General features: G+C 66.4%; 14 protein-coding genes. 4 read left to right on the top strand and 10 right to left on the bottom strand.

All coding sequences use genetic code 11. The features are described 5' to 3' along the window. The first annotated feature begins 157 nt into the window (after positions 1-157). The gene (locus tag C2H86_RS01530) at positions 158-1,354 is read left to right on the top strand and encodes a cyanate transporter (RefSeq protein WP_159411151.1); all 1,197 of its coding nucleotides are present in this window, start codon (positions 158-160) and stop codon (positions 1,352-1,354) included. On the opposite strand, the gene C2H86_RS01525 is transcribed toward C2H86_RS01530, so the two are convergent. After that, a complete protein-coding gene (locus C2H86_RS01525; protein ID WP_159411150.1) occupies positions 1,347-2,780 on the bottom strand; it encodes a PLP-dependent aminotransferase family protein in 1,434 nt (477 codons plus the stop codon). The genes C2H86_RS01530 and C2H86_RS01525 overlap by 8 nt on opposite strands. A gap of 39 nt (positions 2,781-2,819) precedes the next feature. Then, complete coding sequence (locus tag C2H86_RS01520; RefSeq protein ID WP_159411149.1) at positions 2,820-3,158, bottom strand: hypothetical protein; 339 nt, start codon at positions 3,156-3,158, stop codon at positions 2,820-2,822. 172 nt (positions 3,159-3,330) lie between these two features. Here C2H86_RS01520 and C2H86_RS01515 point away from each other — a divergent pair, with 172 nt between their 5' ends. Continuing rightward, the gene (locus C2H86_RS01515; RefSeq protein WP_159411148.1) at positions 3,331-3,912 is read left to right on the top strand and encodes a flavin reductase family protein; all 582 of its coding nucleotides are present in this window, start codon (positions 3,331-3,333) and stop codon (positions 3,910-3,912) included. Between the two features lie 33 nt (positions 3,913-3,945). On the opposite strand, the gene C2H86_RS01510 is transcribed toward C2H86_RS01515, so the two are convergent. From C2H86_RS01510 to glcD, 5 genes are all read right to left on the bottom strand, one after another. Further along, positions 3,946-6,114 (bottom strand): malate synthase G, encoded by a 2,169-nt coding sequence (locus C2H86_RS01510; RefSeq protein ID WP_159411147.1) that lies wholly within the window; start codon positions 6,112-6,114, stop codon positions 3,946-3,948. Positions 6,115-6,203: 89 nt separating this feature from the next. After that, the gene (locus C2H86_RS01505; protein ID WP_159411146.1) at positions 6,204-6,602 is read right to left on the bottom strand and encodes a heme-binding protein; all 399 of its coding nucleotides are present in this window, start codon (positions 6,600-6,602) and stop codon (positions 6,204-6,206) included. Beyond that, positions 6,595-7,830, bottom strand: coding sequence for a glycolate oxidase subunit GlcF (gene glcF / locus C2H86_RS01500; RefSeq protein ID WP_159411145.1), 1,236 nt, complete (start codon positions 7,828-7,830; stop codon positions 6,595-6,597). Before glcF ends, C2H86_RS01505 begins: the two co-directional genes overlap by 8 nt. A 10-nt stretch (positions 7,831-7,840) precedes the next feature. Then, positions 7,841-8,893 carry a glycolate oxidase subunit GlcE gene (gene glcE / locus C2H86_RS01495; protein ID WP_159411144.1) on the bottom strand — a complete coding sequence of 351 codons (1,053 nt, stop codon included), beginning with the start codon at positions 8,891-8,893 and terminating at the stop codon, positions 7,841-7,843. Beyond that, positions 8,893-10,392, bottom strand: coding sequence for a glycolate oxidase subunit GlcD (gene glcD / locus C2H86_RS01490; RefSeq protein ID WP_159411143.1), 1,500 nt, complete (start codon positions 10,390-10,392; stop codon positions 8,893-8,895). Before glcD ends, glcE begins: the two co-directional genes overlap by 1 nt. 194 nt (positions 10,393-10,586) lie before the next feature. Between glcD and glcC the strand changes: the two genes are divergently transcribed. Further along, positions 10,587-11,351: a transcriptional regulator GlcC gene (glcC, locus tag C2H86_RS01485; RefSeq protein ID WP_060513357.1), complete on the top strand. Its 765-nt coding sequence runs from the start codon at positions 10,587-10,589 to the stop codon at positions 11,349-11,351. Between the two features lie 98 nt (positions 11,352-11,449). Here the strand turns inward: glcC and C2H86_RS01480 are convergent, their stop codons facing one another. The 3 genes from C2H86_RS01480 to C2H86_RS01470 form a co-directional block, all read right to left on the bottom strand. Continuing rightward, positions 11,450-11,767, bottom strand: a complete 318-nt coding sequence (locus C2H86_RS01480; protein WP_159411142.1) for a DUF2388 domain-containing protein — start codon at positions 11,765-11,767, stop codon at positions 11,450-11,452. Between the two features lie 106 nt (positions 11,768-11,873). Further along, complete coding sequence (locus C2H86_RS01475) at positions 11,874-12,473, bottom strand: hypothetical protein (protein WP_159411141.1); 600 nt, start codon at positions 12,471-12,473, stop codon at positions 11,874-11,876. A gap of 101 nt (positions 12,474-12,574) precedes the next feature. Further along, positions 12,575-13,483 carry a LysR family transcriptional regulator gene (locus tag C2H86_RS01470; RefSeq protein ID WP_054887186.1) on the bottom strand — a complete coding sequence of 303 codons (909 nt, stop codon included), beginning with the start codon at positions 13,481-13,483 and terminating at the stop codon, positions 12,575-12,577. A 348-nt stretch (positions 13,484-13,831) separates the two neighbouring features. Between C2H86_RS01470 and katG the strand changes: the two genes are divergently transcribed. Beyond that, on the top strand, positions 13,832-16,087 hold the full coding sequence (katG, locus tag C2H86_RS01465; protein WP_159411140.1) for a catalase/peroxidase HPI: 2,256 nt from the start codon (positions 13,832-13,834) through the stop codon (positions 16,085-16,087). Positions 16,088-16,172 lie beyond the last annotated feature (85 nt).

Genomic DNA, 16,172 nt, shown 5'->3' with positions numbered 1-16,172 from the left:
GCCCACCGCCCATTGGCCCGATAGCCAATCGCACGCTTTGCCGGGAGGCCAATCGGGCCATTAAGGTGGCCACTGACCTGCATCCAATCTCTTCATTTCTACCCTGACTGCTTGGACAGGATAATGGCCGGGTCTTGCTTGGGAGTATCGATTCGTGATGAGAGGGGCGTTGAACCTGTTGCTGGTGATCTTGCTGGCATTGAACCTGAGACCGATCCTGACCAGCATCGGCCCGTTGCTCGAGCCAATGCGAGCGAGCACCGGGCTGGGTTACCAGCAGGCGGCGCTGCTGACCGCATTGCCAGTGCTGTGCATGGGCCTGGTGCCGTTGCTGCAGCCCTGGCTGCGGCGCTGGATCAGCGAACACGGCGGCATGCTCGGCGGCCTCACTGCCATTGCCTTGGCCTGCCTGTGGCGGCTGCAGCTGGACAGCGCCTGGGCGCTGATCGCCAGCGCGGTGCTGGCCGGGTTGGGCGTGGCGGTGGTGCAGGGCATGATGCCGGGCCTGGTCAATCGCTGGTTCCCCAGCCGCCTGGCCGGGACCATGGGCCTGTACTCGGCGGCGCTGATGAGTGGCGGTGGCCTGGCGGCGGTGCTCGGCCCGCATATAAGCGGGTACTTCGGCCACTGGCAGGCCGGGCTTGGCTTGTGGGCGATCCCGGCGCTGCTGGCGGTGCTGGCCTGGGCCGTGCTGCGTCCTCGGGACAGCGCGCCAACGCTGGCCGGTGCCACGGGCGGGCACTGGTTCGGCACGCGCCGTGCCTGGTTGCTGGCGCTGTACTTCGGCCTGATCAATGGCGGCTATACCAGCATGGTCGCGTGGCTGCCGGCCTATCACCTGGAGCACGGTGGCACCGCGCAGGGCGGGGGCGACCTGGTCGGCCTGATGACCATTTTCCAGGTCTGCGGAGCCCTGGGCCTGCCGCTGTTGTTGCGCGGCTTTGCAGACCGTCGCCCGGGCTTGTGGCTTGCGCTGTCGATCCAGTTGGCCGGCTTCCTCGGCTTGCTGCTGGCTCCGACGCTGGCCATGGGCCTGTGGGTAGCGATGATCGGCTTTGGTCTTGGCGCCTGCTTCAGCCTGAGCCTGACCTTGACCCTGGAGCATCTCAAGACGCCCGCTGAAGCCGGCAGCCTGGCGGCGTTCGTGCAGGGCATCGGCTTCATCATCACCGGTATCATCCCGTACATCACCGGCTGGTTGCGCGATGTCAGCGGCGACTTCCAGGCATCCTGGACGTTGCTGACCGTCACGGTGCTGGCGATGCTGTTGGTGACTGCCTGTTTCGCTCCGCGCGGCTATGCAGCGGCCATCGCCCGGCCCAAGCAGGATGGCCAGGCGGCGCTGGTCAACTGAGGCGTTGCAGGGTATCGCGAACCCGGTCCAGCGCCGGGTCGATATCCAACAGCTCGATGGCGCCGAAGCCCAGCAGCAACCCCTGGCGCACCGGGGCTTCGCTGAAGAACGGCGCCAGCGAGTACAGGCCGACTTCCACCTTGCGGGCGAGGTTGGCCAGCAACTCGACATCCACCCCCGGCTGCGCCAGCGCGCTCAAGTGGAAGCCGGCACTGGCGGGCACGGCGCTGAACCAGGGCGCCAGGTCGCCGCCCAGCCGCGCCAGGATGCGCTCGCGGCGGCCGCTGTAGATGTCATGGCAGCGGCGGATGTGCTTGTTCAGGTGGCCCTCGCCAATGAACCGTGCCAGCGCCCACTGCAACAAGGTCGGGCTGTGCCAGTCGCTCAGGTGCTTGGCCACGCAGGCGGCGCTGAGTACCGCCGGTGGCAGCACCGCGTAACCCAGGCGCAGCTCCGGCAGCAAGGTCTTGGAGAACGTCCCGACATACGCCACCAGCCCTTGCTGGTCGAGGCGCTGCAGGGCATCGGCGGCCGGGCCCTGGTAGCGGAATTCGCAGTCGTAGTCGTCCTCGATGATCAAGGCGCCGAGCTCGGCGGCCCGTGCCAGCAGGGCATGGCGGCGGGCTTCGCTCATCGGCATGCCGAGCGGAAACTGGTGCGAAGGGGTCACGTAGATCAGCCGGGTGCCCTCGGCGATGTGCGCCACGCACATCCCCTCATCGTCCACCGGTACGGACTGCAGCTTTGCCCCCAGGGCCAGGAACAGCTGGCGGGCCGGCGGGTAGCCGGGGTCTTCCATGGCCACCTGGCAGCCGGGCTCGACCAGCACCCGGGCGATCAGGTCCAGGGCCTGCTGGGCGCCGTTGCACACCAGCACGTCCGCCGCACTGCAATGCACGCCGCGGGCGTAGGCGATGTGGTGGGCGATGGCCTCGCGCAGTTCGGGCAGGCCCTGGGCGGAAAACTGCCGCTCGGGGTGCCGCTGGCTACGGCGCAGGGCGTAGTTCAGGCAGCTGCGCCACTGGTCGAAGGGGAACTGCGCCTTGCTCGAGGCACCGCCGACGAAGTCATAGCGCGAAGGGGCTTCCTGGGTGCGCCTGGCGAGCACCGTGGCGCGTTGCTGCCAGCGCTGCAGTGATGCGGCAGCGGCCAGGGTCACGGCTGGCGTTTCACCGCTGTGCTGCGGTTGGCGCGGCGTGATGAACGTGCCACGGCCGACCACGCCACTGAGCAGGTTGTCGTAGGTCAGGCGCGAGTAGGCTTCGGCCACGGTCTTGCGTGACACGCCCAGTTGCTCTGCCAGCAGCCGGGTCGGCGGCAGTTGCGTGCCGGCGGCCAGGTGGCCGCTGTCGATGCCGGCGCGCAGTTGCTGGTAGAGCTGGTCGGCCAGGCCTTTGCGGCCGTCCAGGCGGATATGCAGTTCCATGATCACTGTCCGAAGCATGAGAGTGCTGAGGATAGCGGATCAGAGCCGGGCGGTGCTCACCGTGATGTAGCCCTTGTCGTTCAGGTCGATGCGTATCACCGTTTCATCCACCGAAGCCTTGCGCTTCTGCTTGATGCACACGCCCTTGACGCCGATGGCGCGCATCCGGTGGTGGATGGCTCGCCCGCAAGGATCGAAGAAGATTTCGCTGGCCAGCAGTTCGATGCGTTCGACCAGTTGCCGGGTGTGCTCGTCGGTGGCGCAGAAGAACAGCACGCCTGACATGTGCGGGTCGTCGTCCGGGTTGTTGACGTCGTGGGCCAGCAGTTCGCGCAGGGCGTTGCGCAGTTCGGCGTTGGTGCGGGAATCTGGGTGCATGCGCAGCCTCCTCTGGGGCGAAGATGTCGATCTTGTTTTCACCGACCCAAGGCGACAAGTAAGACACTTCCGAATTTGCCGTAGGAAGTTTCTAATTGTGCGAGGAGGGTGCTTGCGCTGCGGGGATGCGGCACAATTCTTCGCCTGAATTCTGCGCTGAGCGAGGACCCCGATGAACAGCCACTTCCAAGCCGTCGACCTGCAAAAGGCCTACCGCCTGCTCAACCACGGGCCGACCGTACTGGTGTCGGCCAGCCACGAGGGGGTGGACAACGTCATGGCTGCGGCCTGGGCTTGTGCGCTGGACTTCGACCCACCCAAGGTCACCGTGGTGCTGGACAAAAGTGCCCGTACCCGGCAACTGGTCGAGGGCAGTGGCTGGTTCGTGATCCAGGTGCCAACCGCCGCCCAGGCGCAGCTGACCCATCAGGTGGGGACTCGCAGCCTGTTCGACCAGCCGGACAAGCTGGACAGCATCGGCGTCGAGCTGGCGCGGGTGAAGGGGCACGTGGCGCCGCTGGTCCAGGGCTGCTCGGCCTGGTTGATGTGCCGGGTGATCGACGAGCCGCACAACCAGAGCACCTATGACCTGTTCATTGGTGAAGTGGTGGCGGCCTGGGCAGATGACCGGGTGTTCCGCGAGGGGCATTGGGCTTATGAGAATGCCGACCCGCAGTGGCGCAGCCTGCACTATGTGGCGGGTGGGCATTTCTATGCGATTGGTGAGCCGGTGGTGGTCGACACGCAGGATTGATGATCCCTATGCCGACCTCCTGCAAGGCCGGTGTTATTGTTTAACTTCCTGTTTGAACTTCAAGCGCCACCCATGCAGCAACGGCTCGGTATACCCGCTTGGCTGTTCACGCCCCTTGAACACCAGCGCCTGCGCTGCACGGTACGCATGCGAACCCGCGAAATTCCCGGCCATCGGCCGGTACGCCGGATCCCCGTCATTCTGCTGGTCCACCACCGTGGCCATGCGCTGCAAGGTTGCCTCGACCTGATCATTGCCGACCACCCCATGGTGTAGCCAGTTGGCGATGTGCTGGGCCGAGATGCGCAAGGTGGCGCGGTCTTCCATCAGCCCCACGTCATGGATGTCCGGCACCTTCGAGCAGCCCACCCCTTGCTCGACCCAGCGCACCACGTAACCCAGGATGCCTTGGCAGTTGTTGTCCAGCTCAGCCTGGATATCGGCTGTACTCCAGGGACGGTCCGGGCTCACCGGAATGCTCAGCAGGTTATGCAGCAGCTGCTGGCGTTCGGCGCCCAGGTCAATGTTCTCCAGTTGTGCCTGCACCGCTGGCACGTCCACCTGGTGATAGTGCAGGGCATGCAAGGTGGCGGCGGTGGGTGAGGGCACCCAGGCGGTGTTGGCGCCGGCGCGGGGCTGGGCGACCTTCTGTTCGAGCATGGCCGCCATCAGGTCGGGCATGGCCCACATGCCCTTGCCGATCTGGGCCTTGCCGCGCAGGCCGCAGGCCAGGCCAACCAGTACGTTGCTGCGTTCGTAGGCCTGGATCCAGGCACTGCCTTTCATGTCGCCCTTGCGCAGCATGGCGCCGGCTTCCATGGCGCTGTGCATCTCGTCGCCGGTGCGGTCGAGGAAACCGGTGTTGATGAACACCACCCTCTCGGCTGCGCTGGCGATGCAGGCCGCGAGGTTGACGCTGGTGCGTCGCTCTTCGTCCATGATGCCCATCTTCAAGGTATGCCGGGGCAGGCCCAGCAGGTCCTCGACACGGCCGAACAGCTGGTCGGCGAAGGCCACTTCGGCCGGCCCGTGCATTTTCGGCTTGACGATGTACAGGCTGCCCTCGCGGGAGTTGCCGCGGCGCTTGAGGTCGTGCAGGCCGATCAGGCTGGTGACCACGGCGTCTAGGATACCTTCGGGGATCTCCCGGCCATCGCGGTCGTGGATCGCCGGGTTGGTCATCAGGTGGCCGACGTTACGGATGAACAGCAGCGAGCGGCCGGGCAGGGTCAGTGGTTGGCCATCCGCGCCGTGGTACTCGCGGTCCCTGGCCAGTGCACGGGTGAAGGTCTTGCCGCCCTTGCTCACCTGTTCGCTGAGGTCGCCTTTCATCAGGCCCAGCCAGTTGCGGTAGACGTTGACCTTGTCCTCGGCATCCACCGCCGCGACCGAGTCTTCGCAGTCGATGATGGTGGTCAGCGCCGCCTCGACGAGGATGTCCTTGACCCCGGCACGGTCGGCCTTGCCGATGGTGCTGGCCGGGTCGATCTGGATCTCGAAATGCAGGCGATGGTGTTGCAGCAGGATGGCCGCTGGCTGGCCGGGCTCGCCTTGATAGCCGCGCAGTTGCGCAGGCGCTGCGAGGCCGACCTGGCGGCCATCGCTCAAGGTCACCTGCAGTTTGCCCTGATGGATCGCGTAGGCCTTGGCGTCTGCGTGGGAAGCGTCTGCAAGCGGTGCCGAGCGGTCGAGAAAATCCCGGCCGAAAGCGATCACCCGGGCGCCGCGCACCGGGTTGTAGCCCTGGCCGCGCCCGGCGCCGTCGCTGTCGGGGATGGCATCGGTGCCGTACAGCGCGTCATACAGTGAGCCCCAGCGGGCGTTGGCGGCATTCAGCGCGTAGCGGGCATTGCTCAGCGGGACCACCAGTTGTGGGCCGGCCTGCTCGGCGATTTCGCGGTCGACCTGGGTGGTGCTGATGCGCACTTGCCGTGGGGTTTCAACGAGGTAGCCGATGCTGCGCAGGAAAGCCTGGTAGGCGGCCATGTCGCTGATCGGGCCCGGGTGCTGGCGATGCCAGGTGTCCAGTTCGTGCTGCAGGCGGTCGCGTTCGGCGAGCAGTTCACGGTTGCGCGGGGCGAGGTCGTGGACCAGGGTGCTGAAGCCTTGCCAGAAGCTGGCGGCGTCGATGCCGGTGCCGGGCAGCACTTCATCCTCGATGAAGCGTTGCAGGATCGGGGCGACCTTGAGTGCATGGGTCATTGTCTTCTCGCTCGGTGTTAAGTCTTCGGGGAATGCTTTGCTTGTACTGACCTCGTCGCGGGCATGCCCGCGAAGAGGCCGGCGCAGATTCAAAGGGCGGCCACGCCCGCCTTGGCCACTTGGGCATCCTGCTCCGGCTTGACTCCGGAAACGCCGATGGCGCCCACTACCTGGCCATCGACCAGCACAGGCACGCCGCCTTCCAGGCTGGTCAGCAACGGCGCGGTGACGAAGGCGATGCGCCCGCCATTGACCATCTGTTCGAAGTCACGGGTTTCCTTGCGCCCCAGGGCGGCACTGCGGGCCTTTTCCACGGCGATGTAGGCGCTGGACGGCGCACAGCCGTCCATGCGCTCCAGGGCCAGTGGATGGCCGCCGTCGTCGACCACGGCGATGGTCACGTTCCACTGCTGCGACTCGGCTTCCTGGCGGGCGGCAGCGAGCAGGCGGGACACTTCCGCCTGGCCGATCACGGGCTTGCTATGCATGGCTGTTCTCCTGGTTCAAGGCTGCTTCGACGATTTCGATCCAGTGCCGCACCGGCGTGCGCCCGGCCCCGTCGAGGTGGGTCTGGCAGCCGATGTTGGCGGTGGCGATGACTTGCGGTTTGCCGCTTTCCAGCGCATTCAGGCGGTTGTCGCGTAGTTGCCGCGACAGTGCGGGCTGAGTCAGCGAATAGGTGCCGGCCGAGCCGCAGCACAGGTGGCCGTCCGGCACCGGGGTGAGGGTGAAGCCCAGGCGCGTCAGCAGGCTTTCCACCTGGCCGCCGAGCTTGAGCGCATGCTGCAGGGTGCACGGGCAATGGAAGGCCAGGCGCTGTTCGGCGCACAGGCCGAGCTGTTCGACCGGCTCGTCACGAAGCACTTCGACCAGGTCCCGTGATAGCGCACTGACCCGTGCAGCCTTGACGGCGTAGTGCGGGTCTTTTTCCAGCAGGTGGCCGTAGTCGCGCACGAAGGCACCGCAGCCACTGGCGGTCTGTACGATGGCCTCGGCACCGGCCTCGATGGCCGGCCACCAGGCATCGATATTGCGCCGGGCACGATCCAGGCCCTGCGCCTGGGCATTGAGGTGATAGTCCACCGCGCCGCAGCAGCCGGCTTCGTATACCGGCTCCACGCTGATCCCCAAGCGGTCCAGCAGGCGCGCGGTGGCGGCATTGGTGTTGGGCGACAAGGCGGCCTGCACGCAACCTTCGAGCAGCAGGATGCGCCGGGCATGGCGAGGCGCGGGCCGCTCGCCGGGTGGCGTCACCTGGGCCGGCAGTTTGCTCTTGAGGTTGGCCGGCAGCACCGGCCGCAGGGCCTGACCGGTGCGGGTCAGGGCCTTGAACAGCGCAGGGCGTGGCACCACGGCGCGCAAGCCTTGGCGCAGCAGGCGCTGGCCGAGCGGGCGGGGTACCTGCTGCTCGACCACGGCGCGGCCGATGTCCAGCAGGTCGTGGTACTTCACCCCCGACGGGCAGGTGGTTTCGCAGTTGCGGCAGGTCAGGCAGCGGTCCAGGTGCAGTTGCGTGCTGGCGGTGACCGGCGCGCCTTCGAGCACTTGCTTGATCAGGTAGATGCGCCCACGGGGCCCGTCCAGCTCGTCGCCGAGCAACTGGTAGGTCGGGCAGGTGGCCGTGCAGAAACCGCAGTGCACGCAGGAACGCAGAATGCTTTCGGCTTCTTCGCCACGGGGCAGGCGCTTGGCGCTCTCGCTCAGGTTGGTTTGCATGGGCGTGGCCTCACAGGTCCGGGTACAGGCGGCCAGGGTTGAACACGCCCTGGGGATCGAGTTGCTGCTTGAGCGCGAGGTGGTAGCGCATCAACGCCGCCGGGAGCGGTGCGCTGCTGTCGTCGCCGGGGGCATAGCGGGTGGCGTGGCCGCCGACCTTGGCTGCCTGTTCGCGGATCAAGTGCGCCGGAGCCGTCGACTTCAGCCAGCGCTGCGCGCCGCCCCAGTCGACGAGTTGCTGCCCCGGCAGGTCGAGTTCGCCGCTGGCCGTCGGTACCGACAGCCGCCACAGCGGTGCCGGGTCGTTGAAGAAGGCCAGGCGCTGTTCGCGCAGGTCGCTCCAGAAGCGGCTGTCGAGCACGTCGCCGCCCAGGCGCTGGCGGGCCGATTGCACCGAGCCTTCACCACCTTCCAGGCGCAGGTGCAGTGCTTCGCCATCGTGGCAGGCGGCACTGATCGGCAGCGGCTGCTGGCCCCATTCGGCCAGTTCGGCCAGGGCCTGGTGGCGGTCCATCGGCAGGCGCAAGCTGAGGCATTCGCGTGGGCGTGGCAGTACTTTCAGCGACACCTCGGTCAGCAGCCCCAGGCAGCCAAAGCTGCCGGCCATCAGCCGCGAAACGTCGAAGCCGGCGACGTTCTTCATCACCTCGCCGCCAAAGCGCAGCAGCTTGCCGTGCCCGGTGATGACCCGCGTGCCGAGCACGTAGTCACGTACCGACCCGGCCCAGGGCCGGCGTGGCCCGGACAGCCCGGCCGCGACCATGCCGCCCAGGGTCGCCTCGGCGCCCAGGTGCGGTGGTTCGCAGGGCAGCATCTGCCCGGCCTCGTGCAGTGCCGCCTCAATTTCCAGCAGTGGTGTGCCGGCGCGGGCGGTGAGCACCAGTTCGGTCGGGTCGTAGCTGACGATGCCCCGATGGTTGCGGGTATCGAGGATCTCGCCAGCCACCGGGCGGCCGAGCATGGCCTTGCTGTTGCCGCCCTGGATGCGCAGCGGCGTGCCCAGGTTCAGGGCCTGGTTGACCTGTTCGAGCAGGTCCTGACTCATGTCGCGGTCCATGCTCATCAGAAACGCTCCAGCTCGGGGAAGGGCAGTTGCCCGTGATGCACGTGCAGGGCGCCGAACTCGGCGCAGCGGTGCAGGGTGGGGATGTTCTTGCCCGGGTTGAGCAGCCCTCGGGGGTCGAACGCCGCCTTCACGGCATGGAACAGGGTGATTTCGTCGCTGTTGAACTGCGCGCACATCTGGTTGATCTTCTCGCGCCCCACGCCGTGTTCGCCGGTGATGCTGCCGCCCACCGCAACGCACAGTTCGAGGATGCGCCCGCCAATGGCTTCGGCGCGCTCCAGTTCGCCGGGCAGGTTGGCATCGAACAGGATCAGCGGGTGCATGTTGCCGTCGCCGGCGTGGAACACGTTGGCCACGCGCAGGCCGTATTCCTCGCTCAGCTCGCTGATGCCCTTGAGCACCCTTGGCAATTCGCGGCGCGGGATGGTGCCGTCCATGCAGTAGTAGTCCGGCGAAATCCGCCCCACCGCCGGGAAGGCGTTCTTGCGCCCGGCCCAGAAGCGCACGCGCTCGGCCTCGTCACAAGCCAGGCGCACTTCGCGGGCACCGGCCTGCTTCAGCACCTCGTCTACCCGCTCGCAGTCATCCTGCACATCGGCCTCGACGCCATCCAGCTCGCACAGCAGGATGGCGGCCGCGTCTACCGGGTAGCCGGCGTGGATGAAGTCCTCGGCGGCGCGGATCGCCAGGTTGTCCATCATCTCCAGGCCACCGGGGATGATGCCGGCGGCGATGATTTCGGCCACCGCACGGCCGGCATCCTCGACGCGGTCGAAGCTGGCCAGCAGGACCCGCGCCACCTGGGGCTTGGGCAGCAGCTTGACGGTCACTTCGGTGACGATGCCGAGCATACCCTCGGAACCGGTGAACAGTGCCAGCAGGTCGAAGCCTGGGCTGTCGAGGGCATCACTGCCCAGGGTCAGGCGTTCACCCTCGACGGTGAGAATCTCCACCTTGAGCAGGTTGTGCACGGTCAGGCCATATTTCAGGCAGTGCACGCCACCGGCGTTTTCGGCGACGTTGCCGCCGATCGAACAGGCGATCTGCGAAGAAGGGTCGGGTGCGTAGTACAGGCCGTGGGGCGCGGCAGCCTGGGAGATGGCCAGGTTGCGCACACCAGGCTGAACCCGGGCGAAGCGGCCTTGCGGGTTGACTTCGAGAATGCGGTTGAAGCGCGCCATCACCAGCAGGATGCCCTTGGCCAGCGGCAGCGCGCCGCCCGACAGGCCGGTACCGGCGCCGCGCGCCACCACTGGCACGCCACGCGAGTGGCAGAGCTTGAGCAAGGTCTGCACCTGTTCCAGGCGTTCGGGCAGCACTACCAGCAGCGGCACGGTGCGGTAGGCCGAGAGACCGTCGCACTCGTAAGGCTTGAGGTCTTCTGCGCGGTGCAGGATCTCTAGGTCGGGGAGGGCGTCACGCAGCGCCTGCAGCAGCGCGGGCAGGTCCACTGCGGGCAGCGCTCCGTCGACACGTTCGTCGTAGAGGATGTTCATCAGGCTCACTCAGCGGCAATTTTGTTGTTGTTGGAAAACCGTTCGTTCATGCAGCCTGCGCGCTTGGCTAGGGGTGGTCGAGGGAGCAGGTAACTGGTCCTACCAGTTTTTCCGCGAAGTACTGGTTATCCATGGCTTTAACCGGCTAGATTTGAACCGTCCACAGCAGTGGTCCTACCAGTTGGAGTCTGCGCATGGGTATTGAAGGCAAGGCCAAGGTTGCGGACCAGGTCGCCGAGCGGGTCGAGCGGCTGATCGTCGAAGGCGTGCTCAAGGTCGGCCAGGCCTTGCCATCGGAGCGGCGCCTGGTGGAGAAACTCGGCTGTTCGCGCTCGGCGCTGCGTGAAGGCCTGCGCATTCTGCGTGGGCGCGGCATCATCGATACCGAGCAGGGGCGCGGTTCGTTCGTCGCCGACCTTGCCGGGCAGGCCAGCGCCACGCCGTTGATGCACCTGTTCAGCTCGCAGCCCCGCACGCTGTTCGACCTGCTGGAGGTGCGCGCCTTGCTGGAGGCCGAGTCGGCGCGCCTGGCGGCCTTGCGCGCCACCGATATCGACCGCTTGCTGATCCGCAGGCGCTACGAAGACATGCTGGACGCCCATGCTTCTGCCGAAGCGCTTGACCCACGGGAGCATGCCCGGCGTGACCATGCCTTCCATCGGGCGATCAGCGAGGCGTCGCACAACCCGGTGCTGGTGCATACCCTGCAGTCATTGAGCGACCTGACCCTGAGCACGGTGTTCGCCTCGGTCAACAACCTCTACTGCCGCCCGGCGCAGAAACGCCAGATTGATCGCCAGCATGCGCGCTTGTATCACGCGGTGATGGAGCAGCTGCCCGAGCAGGCACAGCGGGCGGCACGCGAGCATATCAACGGGATTCGCGACAGTTTGCGGGAGATCGAGCAGGAAGAGCAGCGCTTGGTCAGGGCGACCATGCGTATGGATGGGTGGGGGTGAGGTCATCCTGTGCCGGCCCTTTCGCGGGGCAAGCCCGCTCCTACAGGCTATGTGTAGGAGCGGGCTTGCCCCGCGAAAGGACCGGTGCAGGCGCTACATCAATGATGGGCGATCGGGTCATCCTGGGAGAGGATTGCCCGGGCCAGCTCTTCGTCACTGGCCTGCAGCCCAGGATTATCCTTGCGGGCCTGTTCCAGCGCCGACTCCACATAGGCGCCACGGATGGTCCCGCCACTGGCTACGAAGGCGGAAAGCTCATCCCGGGCAGGGATGATCCGTTTGTCATCCTTGAAGGTCGAATACAGCGAGGCGGAAACACCGGCCGAGGTGGCGACGTCGCCCGCATCGACGCGGGCCAGGGCCGCACCGGCAGGCAGCAGGAGCAGCAGCGCAGGGGCGAGGAGTAGGTGGCGCATGTCGTGTTCTCCAGTAACGTGAAGCACAAGGAAAAAACCACTCACTGCTTAAGATGGCGGGCGAGTGGCGGGAGTTCCCTGTTTTCTGCCGGAGCGTCGTTGCGCCTTACACCTTGCTGCCCAGCAAGCGCTGCAGCGAAGCGTCGAAATCGCGCAGGGCATCGGCCTTGGCGGCCTGCTCATCTTCCAGCATCCGCGCCACATTGCTGACATCCTTGCGCGCACGCCCTTCGGCGCGGCCGATGTAGGTCAGCTGGCTGTCGAAGAAGCGCGCCACTACTCGGCTCTCCACGTCTGCCGTAGCCAGGCGGCTTTCGCTGTCCAGCAACACAATCACGTCCGGGTGGTCGGCGAGCAGGCTGTCCAGGTCTTCATAGAAGGTCACCTCGGCGAACTGCTGGGCCAGTGAATGCGCCAGCCAGTCGTAGGCCTGGCTGCCACCTCGCAGTGTGGCCACCGGGATGCTGCGCGGCTGTGATTTGGCCACCGCGTCGCCACGGTGCTGCTGCAGGTAGCTGAGGGTGCTGTCGGCGTTGCGCCCAAGCAGCACGGCCACATGCTGCCCTGGGGCCAGCGCGACGCAGGAAATGGCGGTGGCCGAGTAGAAATGCCCGTAGGGCTGGGCAGCCTGCTGGACAGCCGGCGCGGCACAACCGCCAAGGCCAGCGAACAGGGCGAGCAGGGCAGCGAGCATGCCGGTTTTCATGGGTAGCACCTCATCGATCAGTGAATGCCGCCATCTTCCGTCCGCAGTGGCTGCGGCGGAACTTGATGGCATTCATGGTGGCTATCGATGAGGTCGATGAATCAGCTCGGGCGGGCCATGTACTGCAGGATGCGCTCGCGCAGCCAGCGCTCGGCCGGGTCGTTGTCGTGGGCGCCGCTCCAGACCATCGACAGCTCGGCCTCGGTGATCTCGAAGGGGGCCGGGTCGGCGCGCAGGCTGCCATCGTCGGCCAGGGCACAAGCGGCGTAGTCCGGCACGGTGGCGATCATTTCGGTGTTGCGCAGCAGCGCGCGCAGGCTGCCGAACTGTGGCACGGCCAGCACCACCTTGCGGCAGCGGCCGATACGGGCGAGGTCGAGGTCGATGTTGCCGCTCATGTCACCGGAGAACGACACCATCACATGGGGCCGGGCGCAGTACTCATCGAGGGTCAGCGGGCCCGGGCGGTCGTCGGCGCGCAGCACCCGCACGCCGATATCGCGCAGCTTGCGACGCTTGGCGGTGGCCGGCAGGTCGGTGGTGTAGCTCACACCCACCGAGATCTCGCCGCTGGCCAGCAGGCCCGGCATCAGCAGGAAGTTGGCGCGGCGCACCACCACGCTGATATCCGGCGCCTCTTCGCGCAGCGCCTGCAGCAAGGCGGGGAACAGGCCGAACTCGGCGTCGTCCGACAGGCCCAGGCGGAACTGGTTGCAACTGCTGGCAGGGTCGAAGTCGCGGGCGCGGCTGATGGCGGACGAAATCACATCCATGGCCGGGCCGAGCTCGGCGAAGATCTGCATGGCCCGCGGGGTTGGCTCCATGGCCCGGCCGCTGCGGATCAGCAGCGGGTCGTCGAACAGTTCGCGCAAGCGGGCGAGGGCGGCGCTGACGGTGGACTGGGTGATGAACAGCTTTTCGCCGACGCGGGTCAGGTTGCGTTCGATCATCAGGGCTTCGAACAGCACCAGCAGGTTCATGTCGACGCGGCGCAAGTCGTTGCGGTTCATGGGGCTTGGCTCACCGGGGCTGGAGGGGTTGGCGGTGTATTGAAGCACGACGCTGACGCTTGTGCCTTGTATGGATGTGCCGGGGCTATCAGCCTGGAAGAACCACTCTATTAGAACTCTGCCCAAGCTCGACTAGTCTTTCCCCTGCGCCGCGAAATCCACGTGGACGCGGCGTGTCAGCACCTGCGTGCAAGACCGCGCCGCGCGTGATGTGAAAGCTTCGCAAGCCCCGTGTCGGCACGTGACCGACCAGACCTGATGAGGGGAAGGCATGAGCCCAAGTGCTCGGCTCAAAGAACACCTGGCATAGACCGGAAATCTGAATAACCGACCCAAAGGTAACAGCAGATGTCGAACGAATCGAAATGCCCGTTCCATCAAACCGCAGGTGGCGGCACCACCAACCGTGACTGGTGGCCTGACCAGCTCAACCTCAGGATCCTCCATCAACACTCGTCCAAGTCCAGCCCCGACCCGGACTTCGACTACGCCAAGGCGTTCAAGAGCCTCGACTTCCAGGCCCTGAAAAAAGACCTGACCGCCTTGATGACCGACTCCCAGGACTGGTGGCCGGCCGACTTCGGCCACTACGGCCCGCTGTTCATCCGCATGGCCTGGCACAGCGCCGGTACCTACCGCATCGGCGATGGCCGCGGCGGTGCCGGCTCCGGCCAGCAGCGCTTCGCCCCGCTCAACAGCTGGCCGGACAACGTCAGCCTGGACAAGGCCCGGCGCCTGCTGTGGCCGATCAAGCAGAAGTATGGCAACAAGATCTCCTGGGCCGACCTGATCGTGCTCACCGGCAACGTCGCCCTGGAGTCCATGGGCTTCAAGACCTTCGGTTTCTCGGGTGGCCGCGCCGATGTGTGGGAACCGGACGAAGACGTGTACTGGGGCTCGGAAAAAGTCTGGCTGGGTGGCGACACCCGCTACGGCAAGGATCAGGTCAAGGCGCAGCCGCCAGGCCAGGGTGACCTGGTTGCAGAACCGGCCAAGCGCCCGGAAGAAGAAAGCCGCGATCTCAGTGGCGAGCGCAACCTGGAAAACCCCCTGGCTGCCGTGCAGATGGGCCTGATCTACGTCAACCCGGAGGGCCCGGAAGGCAACCCTGATCCCGTGGCCTCGGGCAAGGACATCCGTGACACCTTCGGCCGCATGGCCATGAACGACGAAGAAACCGTGGCGCTGATCGCCGGCGGCCACGCCTTCGGCAAGACCCACGGTGCCGGCCCGGCTGACAACGTCGGCCCTGAGCCTGAGGCTGCAGGCCTGGAACTGCAGGGCCTGGGCTGGCCCAACAAGTTCGGCACTGGCAAGGGCGGCGATACCATCACCAGTGGCCTGGAAGTGACGTGGACGTCAACGCCGACCCAGTGGAGCAACGAGTACCTCAACAACCTGTTCAACTTCGAGTGGGAACTGACCAAGAGCCCGGCCGGCGCCCACCAGTGGCGACCGAAGGATGGCAAGGGCGCGGGTACCGTGCCGGATGCCCACGACGCGGGCAAGCGCCACGCACCCTCGATGCTCACCTCTGACCTGGCCCTGCGCTTCGACCCGATCTACGGGCCGATCGCCAAGCGCTTCAAGGACAACCCGGACCAGTTGGCAGACGCCTTCGCCCGAGCCTGGTACAAGCTGATCCACCGTGACATGGGCCCGCTGGCGCGCTACCTGGGCCCGGAAATGCCCAACGAAGAGCTGCTGTGGCAAGACCCGCTGCCGAAAGCCGACCAGCCCGCGCTGGGCGAGCAGGACATCGCCGGGCTCAAGGCCAAGATTCTCGCTTCGGGCCTGAGCGTCGCCGAACTGGTCTCCACCGCCTGGGCGGCGGCCTCGACCTTCCGTGGCTCGGACAAGCGCGGTGGCGCCAATGGCGGTCGGCTGCGCCTGGCACCGCAGAAGGACTGGGCGGCGAACCAGGGCACTGGCAAGGTGCTGGCGGCGCTGGAGAAGATCCAGGGCGAATTCAACGCCGGTGGCAAGAAGGTCTCCCTGGCTGACCTGATCGTCCTGGCCGGCTCAGCCGCCGTGGAAAAGGCCGCCAAGGATGCCGGGCACAACGTCACCGTGGGCTTCCGCCCAGGCCGTGTCGATGCCTCCCAGGCACAGACCGACGTCGAGTCATTTGCCGTGCTGGAGCCGCTGGCCGATGGCTTCCGCAACTTCAGCAAGGCCCGCTACAGCGTCAAGGCCGAGAAGCTGTTGCTGGACAAGGCCCAGTTGCTGACCCTCACCGCGCCTGAACTGACCGTGCTGATTGGCGGCCTGCGCGTGCTCGGCGCCAACCACGGAGGCAGCAAGGACGGTGTGTTTACCGACAAGCCCGGCACCCTGAGCAACGACTTCTTCCGCAACCTGCTGGACATGGGCGTGGAATGGAAGCCGACGTCGGCGGATAACGAAAGCTTCGAAGGCCGCGATCGCAAGACCGGGCAGGTGAAGTGGACGGGCAGCCGGGTCGACCTGGTGTTTGGCTCGCATGCCCAGTTGCGGGCGTTGAGCGAGGTGTATGGCAGCAGCGATGGCAACGACAAGTTTGTCAAAGACTTCGTCGCCGCCTGGGAAAAAGTCATGGAGCTGGATCGATTTGATCTGAAGTAAATTGCGGGCGCTTTGCGCGCGATTCGCGGGCAAGCCCGCTCCCACAGGTTCTGCGCCCCCTGAAAGGTGCTCGGGCCCCTGTGGG

The sequence above is a fragment of the Pseudomonas putida genome, from assembly GCF_009883635.2.
Taxonomy (GTDB): domain Bacteria; phylum Pseudomonadota; class Gammaproteobacteria; order Pseudomonadales; family Pseudomonadaceae; genus Aquipseudomonas; species Aquipseudomonas putida_W.
Note: the sequence above shows the minus strand (reverse complement) of the source record. Positions and strands in the feature narration are given on the sequence as shown.

What these genes read in the sequence shown, in the direction of transcription:
- C2H86_RS01530 (WP_159411151.1), top strand. Translation starts at nt 158, where the DNA reads ATGAGAGGGGCGTTGAACCTGTTGCTGGTGATCTTGCTGGCATTGAAC.
- C2H86_RS01525 (WP_159411150.1), bottom strand. Translation starts at nt 2,780, where the DNA reads ATGGAACTGCATATCCGCCTGGACGGCCGCAAAGGCCTGGCCGACCAG.
- C2H86_RS01520 (WP_159411149.1), bottom strand. Translation starts at nt 3,158, where the DNA reads ATGCACCCAGATTCCCGCACCAACGCCGAACTGCGCAACGCCCTGCGC.
- C2H86_RS01515 (WP_159411148.1), top strand. Translation starts at nt 3,331, where the DNA reads ATGAACAGCCACTTCCAAGCCGTCGACCTGCAAAAGGCCTACCGCCTG.
- C2H86_RS01510 (WP_159411147.1), bottom strand. Translation starts at nt 6,114, where the DNA reads ATGACCCATGCACTCAAGGTCGCCCCGATCCTGCAACGCTTCATCGAG.
- C2H86_RS01505 (WP_159411146.1), bottom strand. Translation starts at nt 6,602, where the DNA reads ATGCATAGCAAGCCCGTGATCGGCCAGGCGGAAGTGTCCCGCCTGCTC.
- glcF (WP_159411145.1), bottom strand. Translation starts at nt 7,830, where the DNA reads ATGCAAACCAACCTGAGCGAGAGCGCCAAGCGCCTGCCCCGTGGCGAA.
- glcE (WP_159411144.1), bottom strand. Translation starts at nt 8,893, where the DNA reads ATGAGCATGGACCGCGACATGAGTCAGGACCTGCTCGAACAGGTCAAC.
- glcD (WP_159411143.1), bottom strand. Translation starts at nt 10,392, where the DNA reads ATGAACATCCTCTACGACGAACGTGTCGACGGAGCGCTGCCCGCAGTG.
- glcC (WP_060513357.1), top strand. Translation starts at nt 10,587, where the DNA reads ATGGGTATTGAAGGCAAGGCCAAGGTTGCGGACCAGGTCGCCGAGCGG.
- C2H86_RS01480 (WP_159411142.1), bottom strand. Translation starts at nt 11,767, where the DNA reads ATGCGCCACCTACTCCTCGCCCCTGCGCTGCTGCTCCTGCTGCCTGCC.
- C2H86_RS01475 (WP_159411141.1), bottom strand. Translation starts at nt 12,473, where the DNA reads ATGAAAACCGGCATGCTCGCTGCCCTGCTCGCCCTGTTCGCTGGCCTT.
- C2H86_RS01470 (WP_054887186.1), bottom strand. Translation starts at nt 13,483, where the DNA reads ATGAACCGCAACGACTTGCGCCGCGTCGACATGAACCTGCTGGTGCTG.
- katG (WP_159411140.1), top strand. Translation starts at nt 13,832, where the DNA reads ATGTCGAACGAATCGAAATGCCCGTTCCATCAAACCGCAGGTGGCGGC.